At 72.3% G+C, this 13,620-nt stretch carries 15 protein-coding genes; 13 read left to right on the top strand and 2 right to left on the bottom strand.

Going from position 1 to position 13,620, the window contains the following annotated elements:
* Positions 1 to 3: 3 nt before the first annotated feature.
* Positions 4 to 768 carry an SDR family NAD(P)-dependent oxidoreductase gene (locus BGP03_RS04645; protein ID WP_298797335.1) on the top strand — a complete coding sequence of 255 codons (765 nt, stop codon included), beginning with the start codon at positions 4 to 6 and terminating at the stop codon, positions 766 to 768.
* The gene (locus BGP03_RS04650) at positions 765 to 1,544 is read left to right on the top strand and encodes a crotonase/enoyl-CoA hydratase family protein (RefSeq protein ID WP_296370233.1); all 780 of its coding nucleotides are present in this window, start codon (positions 765 to 767) and stop codon (positions 1,542 to 1,544) included. The genes BGP03_RS04645 and BGP03_RS04650 overlap by 4 nt, the downstream gene beginning before the upstream one ends.
* Before the next feature lie 13 nt (positions 1,545 to 1,557).
* On the opposite strand, the gene BGP03_RS04655 is transcribed toward BGP03_RS04650, so the two are convergent.
* Positions 1,558 to 2,709: an acyl-CoA dehydrogenase family protein gene (locus BGP03_RS04655; RefSeq protein WP_296370231.1), complete on the bottom strand. Its 1,152-nt coding sequence runs from the start codon at positions 2,707 to 2,709 to the stop codon at positions 1,558 to 1,560.
* A gap of 59 nt (positions 2,710 to 2,768) precedes the next feature.
* On the opposite strand from BGP03_RS04655, the gene BGP03_RS04660 reads away from it, so the two are divergent.
* The 11 genes from BGP03_RS04660 (at position 2,769) to BGP03_RS04710 (ending at position 12,384) form a co-directional block, all read left to right on the top strand.
* A complete protein-coding gene (locus BGP03_RS04660; RefSeq protein ID WP_296370228.1) occupies positions 2,769 to 3,518 on the top strand; it encodes a carboxymuconolactone decarboxylase family protein in 750 nt (249 codons plus the stop codon).
* Positions 3,519 to 3,704: 186 nt separating this feature from the next.
* Entirely contained in the window at positions 3,705 to 4,478 is a 774-nt protein-coding gene (locus tag BGP03_RS04665) for a FadR/GntR family transcriptional regulator (RefSeq protein WP_296370226.1), read from the top strand.
* Positions 4,479 to 4,615: 137 nt separating this feature from the next.
* The gene (locus BGP03_RS04670; RefSeq protein ID WP_298797336.1) at positions 4,616 to 5,485 is read left to right on the top strand and encodes a hypothetical protein; all 870 of its coding nucleotides are present in this window, start codon (positions 4,616 to 4,618) and stop codon (positions 5,483 to 5,485) included.
* On the top strand, positions 5,482 to 5,847 hold the full coding sequence (locus BGP03_RS04675; RefSeq protein ID WP_298797337.1) for an OB-fold domain-containing protein: 366 nt from the start codon (positions 5,482 to 5,484) through the stop codon (positions 5,845 to 5,847). The genes BGP03_RS04670 and BGP03_RS04675 overlap by 4 nt, the downstream gene beginning before the upstream one ends.
* Complete coding sequence (locus tag BGP03_RS04680; RefSeq protein ID WP_298797338.1) at positions 5,844 to 7,001, top strand: thiolase family protein; 1,158 nt, start codon at positions 5,844 to 5,846, stop codon at positions 6,999 to 7,001. Before BGP03_RS04675 ends, BGP03_RS04680 begins: the two co-directional genes overlap by 4 nt.
* Before the next feature lie 16 nt (positions 7,002 to 7,017).
* Positions 7,018 to 8,160 (top strand): amidohydrolase family protein, encoded by a 1,143-nt coding sequence (locus tag BGP03_RS04685; protein ID WP_296370218.1) that lies wholly within the window; start codon positions 7,018 to 7,020, stop codon positions 8,158 to 8,160.
* 1 nt (position 8,161) lies between these two features.
* Positions 8,162 to 8,542: a Rieske (2Fe-2S) protein gene (locus tag BGP03_RS04690; RefSeq protein ID WP_298797363.1), complete on the top strand. Its 381-nt coding sequence runs from the start codon at positions 8,162 to 8,164 to the stop codon at positions 8,540 to 8,542.
* Between the two features lie 8 nt (positions 8,543 to 8,550).
* Positions 8,551 to 10,086 (top strand): AMP-binding protein, encoded by a 1,536-nt coding sequence (locus BGP03_RS04695; RefSeq protein ID WP_298797339.1) that lies wholly within the window; start codon positions 8,551 to 8,553, stop codon positions 10,084 to 10,086.
* A complete protein-coding gene (locus BGP03_RS04700) occupies positions 10,086 to 10,835 on the top strand; it encodes a glucose 1-dehydrogenase (RefSeq protein ID WP_298797340.1) in 750 nt (249 codons plus the stop codon). The genes BGP03_RS04695 and BGP03_RS04700 overlap by 1 nt, the downstream gene beginning before the upstream one ends.
* A complete protein-coding gene (locus BGP03_RS04705) occupies positions 10,832 to 11,614 on the top strand; it encodes an amidohydrolase family protein (RefSeq protein ID WP_296370211.1) in 783 nt (260 codons plus the stop codon). The genes BGP03_RS04700 and BGP03_RS04705 overlap by 4 nt, the downstream gene beginning before the upstream one ends.
* Positions 11,611 to 12,384 carry an SDR family oxidoreductase gene (locus BGP03_RS04710; RefSeq protein ID WP_298797341.1) on the top strand — a complete coding sequence of 258 codons (774 nt, stop codon included), beginning with the start codon at positions 11,611 to 11,613 and terminating at the stop codon, positions 12,382 to 12,384. Before BGP03_RS04705 ends, BGP03_RS04710 begins: the two co-directional genes overlap by 4 nt.
* On the opposite strand, the gene BGP03_RS04715 is transcribed toward BGP03_RS04710, so the two are convergent.
* Entirely contained in the window at positions 12,286 to 13,533 is a 1,248-nt protein-coding gene (locus tag BGP03_RS04715; RefSeq protein ID WP_298797342.1) for an MFS transporter, read from the bottom strand. The genes BGP03_RS04710 and BGP03_RS04715 overlap by 99 nt on opposite strands.
* Between the last annotated feature and the right edge of the window lie 87 nt (positions 13,534 to 13,620).

Consider the following 13,620-nt stretch of genomic DNA (forward strand, 5'->3'; position numbering starts at 1 on the left):
GGCATGGACATCTCAGGCATCTCCGCCGTCGTCACGGGAGGGGCCTCCGGGCTCGGTCTCGCGACGGCGCGGCGGCTCGTGAAGGGCGGCGCGCACGTCGTGCTGCTCGACCTCGAGAGCTCCGGCGGCGTCGAGGTGGCCGCCGAGCTGGGGGCGACGGCGCGGTTCGTCGCCGGCGACGTACGCACCGAGGAGGGCGTCGAACCCGCGCTGGCGGTCGCGTCGGAGCTGGGGCCGCTGCGGGCCGTGGTGCACTGTGCGGGGCGCGGGCACGCGATGCGCATCCTGAGGAAGGACGGCGGCCCCGGCTCGCTCGCCGACTACGCCGCGATCATCGAGCTCAACCTGATCGGCTCGTTCAACGTCCTGCGGCTCGCGGCGGCGCGGATGGCGCGCACCGACGAGGTCGACGGCGAGCGCGGGGCGATCGTGCTCACCGCCTCGGTGGCGGCGTGGGAGGGGCAGATCGGGCAGATCCCGTACGCGTCGTCGAAGGCGGGTGTGGTCGGCATGACGATCGTCGCCGCCCGGGACCTCGCCTCGAAGCTCATCCGCGTCGCGACGATCGCGCCGGGCATCTTCGACACCCCGCTGCTGGGGCGCCTCCCGCAGGAGGTCCGCGACTCGCTCGGGACGATGGTGCCGCACCCGAGCAGGCTCGGTGCCCCCGACGAGTTCGGCGCCCTCGCCGTGCACGTCCTGGAGAACCCGATGATCAACGGGGAGACGATCCGGCTGGACGGCGCGATCCGGATGGCGCCCCGATGACAGCCGTGGAGGCGGCGTCGGTCCTCGTCTCGAGCACCGAGGGCGTCGCCGTCGTCACCATCAACCGCCCGCACCGGCGCAACGCCGTCGACGCCGCCACCGCCGCACTGATCGCGGCCGCGTTCGACGAGCTCGACGCGGATCCCGAGCTGCGCGTGGGGGTCCTCACCGGTGCGGGCGGGTACTTCTCCGCGGGCATGGATCTGCGCGCCTACGCCGAGACCGGCGACCGGCCCGTCGACGCGCGGCGCGGCGGCTTCGGCATCGTCGGCCGGCCTCCGCGCAAGCCGCTGATCGCGGCCGTCGAAGGTCCCGCGCTGGGCGGTGGGTTCGAGATCGCGCTGGCCTGCGACCTGATCGTCGCGGGGGAGAGCGCCGTGTTCGGCCTGCCCGAGGTGCGCCGCGGGCTCGTGGCGTCGGGCGGCGGGATGTTGCGCCTGCCCGAGCGGATCCCGCGCAACCTCGCCACCGAGGCCGTGCTCACCGGCCGACCGTTCAGCGCGGCCCGGTGCGCCGAGCTCGGCCTCGTCAACGCCGTGGTGCCCGACGGTGATGCGCTGCGCGCCGCCCGTGAGCTGGCCGCGGAGATCGCGGCGAACGCACCGCTGGCCGTCCAGGCGTCGAAGGCCGTGATGGGGGCGGCGCCCGACTGGACCGCCGCCGAGCGCTTCGCGCGACAGGAGGAGCTGATCGGACCGGTTCGCGCCTCCGCCGACGCGCAGGAGGGCGCGCGCGCCTTCGCGGAGAAGCGCCCGCCCCGCTGGCAGGGACGCTGACGGACGAGGGTGGTCAGATCGCGTCGAGGTCGGCGCAGAGCTGGGTGGCGATGCCCAGCTTCAGCACCTCCGAGGCGCCTTCGTAGACCCGCATCGGCCGGGCCTGGCGGTAGTAGCGCTCGACGGGGGAGTTCGCGACGAGCCCCCAGCGGCCCATCACCTGTACGCAGCGGTCCACGACCCGGCTCGCGGCCTCGGTCGCCGCGACCTTCGCCATGGACGAGCGGTTCAGCGCGGCCGCCGGGTCCTCGCGGGCCTGCGCGGCGGCCTGGTAGGTCAGCAGCCGGGCCATCTCGACGTCGTTCCACGAGTCCGCGAGCAGCTGGGCCACCGGTCCGTGCTTGAGCAGGGGCCGCCCGAACTGCTCGCGCCGCGTGGCGTGACGGGCGGCCTCGGCCAGTGCGCCGGCCGCGAGCCCGCACGCCGCGCCCGCGACGGAGACCCGGAACACCGCGAGCGTGCCGAGCACCAGCCGCATCGCCTTGCCGGGCGCGCCGAGCCGCGCACCCTGCGGCAGCACGACGTCGTCGAACACGACCTCGCCCAGGACGTGCGGCGCGATCAGCTCGGGGCTGGGTGCGGTGCTCACGCCGGGGGAGTCGGCCGGCACGAGCAGGAGCGAGAGGCCGGCCTCCTCCTTCGCCAGCGTCACGTAGAAGTCGGCGGCACCGGCGTTGGAGATGAACGACTTCGCGCCGCTCAGGACCAGCTCGCCGTCCTTCTCGACGACGGTCGTGGAGACGTTCTTGAGGTCGGACCCCGCGTGCTCCTCGGTGAGCGCGAGCGCGGCGAGCGTCTCGAGCGACGCGACCTTCGGCAGCCATTGCGCCTTCTGCTCGTCGGTACCGCCGCGCGTGATCGCGTAGCTGCCGATGCCCTGGAGCGCGAACATCGAGTCGAGGTGCGACGACGCACGCATCAGTACCTCCCGCACCAGGCAGACGGCGAGCGGGTCGACGTCGTCGTTGCGCCCGCCGTACGCGGCGGGAACCATCAGGGCGGCGAGGCCGCTCTCCCGCAGCGCGTCGCGCACGCCGGGATGGATCTCGCTCATGGCGTCGGCCTCGGCGGCGAAGGGTGCGACGGCGGCCGCGAGCGCGCGGGCCTCCTGCTGCAGGGCGAGTTCCGCGGGGCCGAGACCGAACCACTTCTCCGTGAAGTCCATGAATACTATGATACTAATCTGGAGGCCTGGAGCGCGAGGGCGACGAGGAGCTGATCACGATGGTGGCAACGTCGGGCGGACGACGGACCGCGGAGCTGGTGGGCGACGCGCCCTGGCTGCCGCGGCTCGAGGTCTCGGCGCCGAAGTTCGTGGAGGGGCTGGCCCGCGTGGCCGACGCCATCTCCACCGACGGCACGCTCCCGGCGGGTCTCAAACAGGTCTTCGCCGCGGCGATCTGCGCGGTCAAGCGCGACGAGGCGCTGGTCGACCACTTCGTGGCGGCCGCCGCCAAGTCGGGCGTGCCCCGCGAGCACGTCGAGGGTGCCTCGGTCGGGCTGCTGATCTCCCGCGGCATCACGCCGCACGCGTCGTTCGTCGCCGCCACCGACAAGGCCTACGGTCCGGTCGACCCGGCCGCCGCCGACCCCGAGGCCACGGCCGCCTTCGATGCCGACGTACCCGGTGCGTACGCGTACTTCCGGCGCTACTTCGGCTTCGTGCCCGACTACGTCGAGCTGCTCGGCGACCGGGTCGCAGGCGGCCTGGAGGGCTACTTCCTCATGCGCGAGTCGTCGCTGGCCGAGACACCACTGCCCGCGCGTGACATGGAGCTGCTGCTCTGCGCGGTCAACGCCGCCGAGTACCAGCCACGGTTCGTCGCCATCCACTCCCGTGGTGCGCGCAGGGCGGGCGCGTCGGAGGAGCAGCTGGTGGAGGCCACGCTCGTGGCGCTGCCCTTCTCCGGCGTGGCGTCCTGGCTGCCGGCCGCCCAGGGCATCCTCGACTCCCGCGACGTCGCAGGCGCATGACCGACGAGCTCTCCGAGGCCGGTGTTCAGCTGAGGCCTCGCCGGTGACGGCGCGGCATCCTCCGTCGAGGTGGGCCGCTACGCTACCGTCCGGACGCTCGCGCGACGTCGGCCCTCCATCGCTGAGTACCATAATCAGGAAAGCGCCCCGGCCCGTGCCGGTGACAGACGCCAGGGGAGTCACGACATGTCCGTCACCCGCAGGGATGTGACGCCGCGTTCGGCGCCGTCCGGGATGCCGCCGAAGCGTGCGACGGTGATCGCGCAGCGGATCGTCAAGGAGATCAAGGACCGCAACCTGCCGGTGGGCAGCCACCTGCCGCCCGAGCGCGACATGCTGGAGACCTACAACGTCGGGCGCAACACGTTGCGCGAGGCGCTGCGGGTGCTCGAGCTGCAGGGCGTGCTGACGATCCGCCCCGGCCCCGGTGGCGGCCCGGTGATCACCTCGCCGGACTCGCGGCACCTGGCCAGCACGCTGGCGCTGCTCATGCAGTTCGCCGACACCCCGTTCCGGGCCGTGATCGAGACCCGGCAGCTGCTCGAGCCGCTGACGGCGCGGCTGTGCGCCGAACGCGGGGACCAGGGGCTGCTGGCCGACCTGCGCGCGTCGGTCGACCACATGGGCGCCTCGCTCGACGACCGCGACGCCTTCCTCGACGAGAACCGGCGCTTCCACGACCTCGTGGCCTGGGGGTCGGAGAACCCGCTCTTCGGCTACTGCATCAACTCGCTGCACTGGATCACCGACGGCACCGTGCTCGGCGTCGAGTACCCCAAGCGCTTCCGCAAGATCGTCTGGCAGGCGCACGACGAGGTGTGCATCGGCATCGAGTCCGGCGAGGGTGCGAAGGCCGAGGCCGCGATGCGCAAGCACATGGACGACACGCTGCGGTACTTCGAGCGGCACTACCAGCGGCAGATGGACGAGGTCCTGAGCTGGGAGATGTACGGCTTGTAGTCGTCGTTCCTCTAGCTACTGGGCGCCGTGACCGGCATCATCGGTCACGGCGCCTTCTCATGTGCGCCGACGCCGTATAGGATCGGCACTGCTGTTAATCATAATCAGGGATTGCACGACGACGTCAGGACCTGCGCATGGACGGCAAGACACTGCTGGAGCGGGAGCAGGAGCACCCGCAGGACGTGGTGGTGGAGCGGGACGGCCGCCGCGTCGTCACGATGGACTCCGCCCGCTACGTCGACGCGGGCAACACCCTGACCGACGTGGTGGTGCCCGCCTCCTACATCGGCGTGCTGCCCGCGCGGATGATCGCGATCCACCGGCCGCGCGGTGTGATCGGCCACGACGCCTGCGTCGGCAAGGACGGCGCCGGCATCGCGGGTCTCTGGTACCTGGAGGCGCTGGGCATCCCCGCCGCCACCGCCGACGGGATGACGGCCGACATGGGCAACGGCGCCGATCTCTACGAGAGCGGCGTGGTCAAGCACGTCAACTACATCGCCGAGACGTGCGGGGTGAAGGCGGGCATGACGGTCCGCGAGGCCGCCGACGTGCTGCTCGACAACGACCCGACCGACACCGAGGTGGGCAACAAGGTCCGCCGCGAGGTCGTCGAGACCCACGACAGCGGCCGGCGCGTCGTCGTCACCGACTCGATCGTCTGGGCCTATCCCGAGGACGAGAACACCTCGGTCCTGGTCACGGCCGGCCACACCGGCCGCAGCGGCGCGAAGTTCCTGCTCGAGGCCAAGCCGTGGGGGTTCATCTGCCACGACGGCGGGATGAGCAAGAACCGCTCCGGCATCGCCGGCCTGCAGACCGCCGACGAGGCGGGGCTCGCCGGGGCCTGCATCGACGGCACCACCGCACCCATCGGCGACGCGTTCCTCGGCTACGCCCACGGCCTGATCAGCGCGCACAACGAGGCAGCGGCCCGGCGCGGGGTGCAGGTCGGCATGACCGTCAAGGAGGCCGCCCACCTGCTTCTCGTGGGCGAGGCATGACGGAGCTGACGGCCGGCTTCTGGTCGGCGGCCGAGCGGCGCGAGCTGGTGCGGCCGGTGTGCGGCGACTGCGGGCGCAACTTCTTCACGCCGCAGATCGCCTGCCCGGAGTGCCTGTCGGAGAACTGGTCCTACGAGCCGAGTTCCGGGTGCGGCCGGGTCTACAGCGCCACCGTCGTGCACAAGGCGTCGACGCCGGGGGTGGAGGTGCCGTTCCACCTCGGCATCGTCGACCTCGACGAGGGGTGGAGCATGCTCACCACCCTGGTCGGCAGCCGGCTGCCCGCCATCGACGCGCCCGTCGAGGTGACCTGGCTGGAGCGGGACGGCCGTACGGTCCCGGCCTTCCGGGAGACGGCATGAGGCTCGACGAGGTGGCGATCGTCGGCGTCGGTCTGACCCCGCAGGTCAAGCGCTCGGAGAAGAACTCCCTGCAGGTGGCGCTCGACGCCGCCAGGCTCGCGCTGGCCGACGCGGGCCTGCGCCACACCGACGTCGACGGGATCGCGGCGCGCTGGCCCGGCCCCGGCGGCACGGAGCTCGCCCCCGGTTCGGCCGACTGGTCGACGCTGCTGGGCGTCCCGCTGGGCTGGATCGGCGACTCCTACCCGCAGGGCGTGCCCGCCCTGGTCGACGCGGCCGGTGCGATCCTCACCGGCCAGGCCACGACGGTGCTGATCACCGGCGGGCAGGCCGGGGTGCTGGGCGGTGGCACGGTCGCGGCCTACACCCGGCCCGGCAACGAGTTCGTCGAGCCGTTCGGGGCGTTCACCGCCACGCACTTCGCGCTGGTGGCGCAGCGCCACCTCGCCCGGTTCCCGCACGCCCGCCGGGGGATGGCCGAGATCGCCGCCACCATCAGGAACACCGGTTCGGTGAACCCGGCCGCCGTGATGCACGGCCGCGGCCCGTACACCGCCGACGACGTGCTCACCGCGCCGCCGGTCGTCGACCCGTTCACGCTGCTCGACCTGTGCCTGGCCTCGGAGGGCGGCGCTGCCGTCGTCGTCACGACGCTGGAGCGGGCGCGCGACCTGCCGCACCCGCCGGTGGTGCTGCTGGGCGCGGGCATGGAGTGGCTGCGGCAGCAGTACGTCGACCCGGCCCGCTACGAGCAGGTGTGGTCGATCGGCTCGGCGGCCGCGCGCAAGGCGTTCGGGCAGGCCGGGCTCGGCCCCTCGGACGTCGACGTCGCCCAGCTCTACGACGTCAACTCGCTCGAGGTGGCCCGCCAGTTCGAGGCGCTCGGGTTCTGCGGCGAGGGCGAGGGCACGGACTTCGCGCTGGCCACCGGCATCGGAGCCGACGGCAAGCTGCCCACCTGCACCGACGGCGGCCTGCTGTCGTTCAGCCACATCGGCTGGGGCGCGCCCACCCTCAAGCTCGCCGAGGCCGTGCACCAGGTGCGCGGCACGGCGGGCGACCGCCAGATCGCCCGGGCGGAGATCGCGCTCGCCGCGGGCGCCGGCTCCGGAGCCCAGTACTACAACCTCGCGCTGCTCGGCCGGGCGCGGTAACTCGAGGAGGAGCTACATGACCACGATCGAGGCGCCGCGAGCAGCGGGCACGTCGGACCCCAGGAAGACCGGCATCATCGACTCCGACGTCCACCCGAACTTCGTGAACGGCATCCGCGACCTCACGCCGTACATGACCGAGACGTGGAAGAACCGGCTCGGCGTGAGCGGCGAGGACTGGGCCAAGGGGATGGCCGCGGCGCAGTTCACGCTGCCGCTCGACTACCTCTACATCAACTCCGCCGGTGCCTACCGCGAGGATGCGGCCCGCCCGGGGATGCCGCCCGCGACCGACCCGGACTTCACCGCGCAGCACCTGCTCGACACGCACGGCATCTACCGGGCGGTGCTGCTGGCCGGGCAGTGCCTGGGCATCGGCGCGATGCCCGACGGCATGGTCGCGGCCACTATCGCGTCGGCCTACAACGAGTGGATGTGCGAGCGCTGGCTGCAGAACGACGTGCGCTGGCGCGGCGCGTTGTGCATCGCCCCGCAGGACCCCGAGGCCGCCGTCGCGGAGATCGACCGCGTCGCGAAGCGCGACGGGATCGTCGCGGTGTTCATGCCGCTCGGGCAGATCCTCATGGGCGAGAAGCACTACTGGCCCATCTACGAGGCCTGCGCGCGCCACGAGCTGCCGCTGGTGGTGCACCCCTCGGGCACGGAGAACGTGTTCGCGAAGGCGCCGCAGATGGCCGGCACGCCCACGTTCTACCTGGAGTGGCACACCGCGCTCGGGCAGATCCACCAGTCCAACACGCTCTCGATGATCTGCCACGGGGTGTTCGAGAAGTTCCCGGAGCTCAAATACATCATCGCCGAGGGCGGGTTCCTCTGGGCGCTCGAGGTGATGTGGAAGCTCGACCGCGACTGGAAGGGCCTGCGCAACGAGGTGCCGTGGCTCACCCGGCCGCCGTCGGAGTACCTGCTCGACCACATCCGCTTCACCACGCAGCCGTTCATCGAGCCGCACGACCCGACGCACGTCGCGCCGCTGATGGAGATGCTGCACGCCGACCGGACGCTGATGTTCAGCTCCGACTACCCGCACTGGGACTTCGACAACCCGGACCGCTCGCTGCAGGCCGTCTCCAAGGAGCTGCGGCACAAGATCATGGTCGAGACCCCGCGAGCCGTCTACGGAGACCGCCTTGACTGAGTTGGCCACGCCCAGAGACGCACGGAGCGGTAACCGGCACGTCATCGCGCCGGTGGACGAGTTCCCCTACGGCGAGCGCCGGATCGTGACCATCGAGGGCCGCGCGATCGGCGTGCTCAACGTCGGCGGGACGTTCTACGCGCTGCGCAACAGCTGCCCGCACCACGGCGCCCCGCTCTGCGAGGGCGTCGTGAAGGGGACGATGGCCGACACCCCGGCGCACGAGTACTCCTACATCCGCCACAACGAGTTCATCACCTGCCCGTGGCACGGCTACGAGTTCGACCTCGCGACCGGGCGCTCGCTCGTCGACCCGCAGAGGACCCGGGTCCGCACGTACGAGGTCGCCGTGGAGGACGGCGACGTCGTCCTCTACGTCTAGGGGGAGAGATGGACATCGGTGTCGCCGTCGCGACGCATGCCCGCAAGAACCCCGGTTCGGCCGCCGCGTTCGACGGCGACCGGTCGCTGACCTACCGCGACCTCGACGAGCGCTCCAACCGGCTCGCGAACGTCCTGCACGGCCGCTACGGCCTGGTCAAGGGCGACCGGGTGGCGGTGCTGCTGCGCAACCGGCTCGAGGTGGCGGAGGCGATCGTCGCGGTCACCAAGGCCGGTGGGGTGTACTGCGGGCTGAACTTCCGCATGAGCCTCGACGAGTACCGCGCGATCATGGCCAACGCCGGTGCGCGGATCCTGGTCACGGAGTCGGGGTTCGCCGAGACCGCGCAGACGCTCGCCGCCGAGTTCGACGTGGCGGTGCTCGACGTCGACGACCCGTCGCCCACCGGGTACGGATGCCTCGCCGACGCGTCGGCCGCGCCGCCGTCGACGCTGCACGACCGCGCGCCGGACGACGAGTTCTGCATCGTCTACACGAGCGGCACCACCGGCACGCCCAAGGGAATCCTGTTCGACTCCCACGCGGTCGCGACACACGCCATGGTCGCGGGTCTCGAGTACGGGATGTCGGCGGCGTCGCGCTGGCTGCTGACCATCCCGCACAACTCGTCCGTGCAGATCACGCTCGCGCCGTCGTTCCTGCTGGGCGGCGCGGTCGGGTTCCTCGACGCGCGCGGGTTCGACCCCGGCGCGTTCGCCGCCGAGGCCACCCGGCGCGCGGCGACCCACACCTACCTGGTGCCCACGATGCTCTACCGCGTGCTGGAGGCGGGGCTCGACCGCACCTCGCTGCCCTCGCTGACGTCGGTCGGGTACGGCGCCGCGCCGATCGCCCCCGACCGCGTCACGGAGCTGGTGAACCGCTTCGGGCCGGTGTTCTCCCAGCTCTACGGCATGGCCGAGGTGTGCTCGATCGCCACGATGCTCAGCCAGGACGACCACCGGCTGATCGCGGCCGGCCACACCGGGCTCACGGCCTCGGCGGGCCGGGCGTCGTTCCTCGCGGACGTGCGTGTCGTGGACCAACAGGGCGGTGACTGCCCGCCCGGCGAGCGCGGCGAGGTGCTCTTCCACACGCCCTACACGATGCGCTGCTACCACAAGGACCCGGAGAAGACGGCCGAGACCCTCGTCGACGGCTGGGTGCGCTCCGGCGACGTCGGCACGTTCGACGAGCAGGGCTACCTCTACATCGTCGACCGGATGAAGGACCTGATCATCCGCGGCGGCTACAACATCACCCCCTCGGAGATCGAGCGCGTGCTCTACACGTTCCCGGGAGTGATCGAGGCGGCCGTGGTCGGGGTGCCGGACCGCGAGTGGGGCGAGGCGGTGCTGGCGGCCGTCGCCGTCCGGGACGGCGCGGTCGTCGACGAGGAGTCGCTGCGGGCGCACTGCAGGGCGGCCGGGCTGCCGAGCATCAAGATCCCCGAACGGGTCCTGACGATGGACTCGCTGCCCAAGAACGCCGTCGGCAAGATCGCCAAGCGTCAGGTCGTCGAGATCGCCGTGAAGGGAAGCTGATGGACCTCGGGCTGACCGGGAAGGTCGCGATCGTCACCGGCGCGAGCCGCGGGCTGGGCCGGGCGGCCGTCGAGGCGCTGGTGGCGGAGGGCGCGTCGGTGCTCGCCGCCGCCCGCTCCACGCCGGCGCTGGAGAAGCTGCAGGCCGGAGACCCGGAGCACATCGCGGTCGCGACCGTCGACATGCGCGACGCCGAGGAGGTCGCCGCTCTCGCCGACACGGCGGTGGAGCGGTTCGGCCGGCTCGACATCGTGGTCAACAACGCCGGCATCGCGCCCGCGGGGAAGTTCTCCGAGCAGTCGCAGGCCGAGTGGGACGAGGTGTTCGCCGTCAACGTGCGCGCACCCGCGGTGCTCGCCAGGGCGGCCGGGAGGCACTTCCTCGCGCAGCGCTCCGGCAAGGTGATCAACATCGCCAGTACGTCGGGGATCAACGGCAAGCCGATCCTCGTCTCGTACTCGGCGTCCAAGGGTGCGGTGCTCCAGTTCACGAAGGCGCTCGGGGCCGAGTGGGCGCGGTTCGGGATCCAGGTCAACGCCATCGCCCCGGGCGCGTTCTCCACCGACGCCCAGTCGGCTGTCCTGGAGTCGCCGGAGATCCTGGAGCGGCGGTTGCGGAAGATCCCGGCGGGCCGCATGGGCGACGTCGCGGAGTTCGGGCCGCTGGTCTGCTACCTGGCCTCGCCGCTCTCCGATTTCGTCAACGGATCGGTGCTGGTGATCGACGGGGGAGAGGTGACCAAGCTGTGATCATCGACGGGCACACCCACGTGTATCCCGACGCCGTCGCGAAGAAGGCCATCGCGGGCTCGCCGGCGGATCTGGAGCGCTACGGCGACGGCACGGTCGGTTCGCTGACCGAGGTCATGGCGGCCTCCGGTGTCGACCGCTCGGTGAGCCTCGGCATCGCCAACACCCCGGAACGGGTGGAGAACGCGAACCGGTTCGCCGGCGGGCTCGACCGCTCGCGGTTCGTGCCGTTCGGCTCGGTGCACCCGGGTCTCTCCCCGGAGGAGAACGTGGCTTCGTTGCGCCGCCACGGGTTGCGGGGCGCGAAGGTGCACCCGATGTTCCAGGACCTGCGCATCGACGACCCGCGTCTGTACGCCACGCTCGACGCGATGTCCGGCGAGTTCGCGGTGATCATGCACGTGGGCGGGGCGGGCTCCGACCCCGGCGACCGCTGCAGCCCGGCCATGCTCGCCGACATCGTCCGCCGGTTCCCGCGGCTGGACCTGATCGCCTGCCACTTCGGCGGGTACAAGCGGTTCGAGGAGGCGGCCGAGATCGTCGTCGGGCTGCCGGTGTACCTCGACACGTCGTGGCCGCCGAGTCTCGCGACCCTGGATCCGGCGCGGGTGCGGCAGGTCATCGAGAAGCACGGCCCGGAGCGCATCTGCTTCGCCTCCGACTGGCCGATGGCCGACCCGGCGGCCGAGATCGAGGTGATCCGCGCGCTCGGTCTCTCCGACGACGACACCGACGCGATCCTCGGCGGCACCATGGCCCGGCTGCTGGGGGTCACGTGAGCCGGCGGGTCGCCGTCGTCACCGGTGGCACCCGCGGCATCGGGCGGGCGATCCTGGAGCGGCTCGCCGTCGACCACGACTGCGTGGTGCACGGCCGCCGCGACGCGGCGGCCGCCGACGAGGTGGCCCAGATCGTCGGCCGCAAGGGCGCGGAGTCGCTCGTCGCGCTCGTCGACCTGGCCGATCCCGACGGCGTCGACGAGTTCGCCGATGCCGTGCTGGACCGGTTCGGGCGCGTCGACACCCTTGTCGCCAACGCCGCGTCCACCGCGTTCAAGCCGCTCGCCGACCTCGCCGGACGGCACAGCCGGCTGACGTTCGCGACGGTCGTCGACTCGCTGGTCGAGATGGTGCACCGGTTCGCGCCGGCCATGGGCGCGGGCGGACGCATCCTGACGATCGGCGGCCTCGACGCCCGGTTCGCCCAGTCCGGCCACGGGCTGCTCGGGGGCGCCAAGGCCGCGCTGGAGGCCCTGACCCGTTCCTGGGCGGTGGAGCTGGGCCCGCGTGGTGTCACGGCCAACACGATCGTCCCCGGCCCGGTGCTCACCGACTCGCTGGAGACCTACCTCGCCGGCCGCGAGGACGTCCGTGCGCTGCTCGTGGACCACACACCCGTCGGCCGCCTCTGCACGCCCGGTGACATCGCCGACGTCGCCGCCTTCCTGGTCTCACCGGCCGGCGCGATGATCTCGGGACAGGTCATCACGGTGGACGGCGGGATCAGCGCCCAGGGTGGTCCGTGGGGAGCGATGCGGGACCTCTGGTGAGGCGGTGAGGCGGCCGATCGAGCGGCACCACCAGAAGCACGCCGCCGCCGCGCACACCAGCGCGGTGCACTCCGCCCAGGCGACCCGGTAGCTGCCGGTGGAGTCGACGACTAGGCCGAACAGCGGAGCGGAGAACAGCGCGCCGGTGTAGAAGCCGACCATCGTCATGGCGGAGGCGCGGCCGACCGCCTCCGGCGCCGCCGCGACGACGGCCGCGTGCATCAGCGAGACGGCGCCCAGCTGCGCCCCGGTCGCCAGGACGAGCCCGGCCGCACCCGCCACCACGTTGCCGCCCAGCCCCGCGAGCAGGCCCTCACCGGCCGCGACGACGGCGGTGAGCGCGACGACCATCGGCAGCCGGCGCGCGACGCCGAGCCGGTCGGCCGCCCGCGCGACGCCGAGCATCGGCACGAGCGCGGCGAGGGACGCCACGGCCGTCAGCACGCCCGCGAGCGGCAGGGAGGCCCCGGTCGCCTCGTGCAGGTACGGGACGGCCCACGAGTAGATCGGCTGCGAGCCGCCGATGAGCAGCGTCGCGGCCAGGGTGAAGCGCCAGAAACCGGCCGGGAGCGGCACCCGCGGGCCCGCGGTGCGCGACCGGCGGGCGTCCGGGAGGGTCAGCGCGGCCGCGACGCCGACGGCCGCGGCCACCGCGATCGTGGCGAGGAAGACCGGCCGCCACCCGTACGACGCCCCGACCGCGGGCACCACGAGCGAGGTCAGCGTGACGACGCCGGGCACGCCCGCGGTCTTGGTCGCGAGCCCGACGCCGTGTCGCTCGGGTGGCAGGGCGGCGGCCACGGCGACGTTCGTGGCCACGTTGACCAGGCCGTACCCGATCCCGGCCAGCACGACGCAGGCCAGCAGGGCCGGGAAGCCGGGGGCCAGCAGCGGCAGCGTCAGGGCGGCCATGAGCAGGGCCTTGTCGAGCACCACCGACCACCGCGCCCCGATGGACTCCGTGACCCGCCCGGCGAGGACGCAGCCGAGTCCGGTGGCGCCGAACATGACGCCGATCAGCACGCCGATCGCGGTGCGGGAGAGGCCGAGATCGGCCTGCAGGACCGGGCCGAGGAACCCGATGAGGAACGCGGGCGCGGTACCGAGCCCGATGGCCACGAAGCTGACGGCCACCACGGCCCGGCCCATGTGACTCCGATCGACGACGGCAGCTAACTATGTTCATGGTATGCAGCGAACGGGGTCTTGAGAAGACTCTCGGATTGCTGTTGACTA

The sequence above is a fragment of the Pseudonocardia sp. 73-21 genome (genome assembly GCF_001899645.1).
Lineage (GTDB): Bacteria > Actinomycetota > Actinomycetes > Mycobacteriales > Pseudonocardiaceae > Pseudonocardia.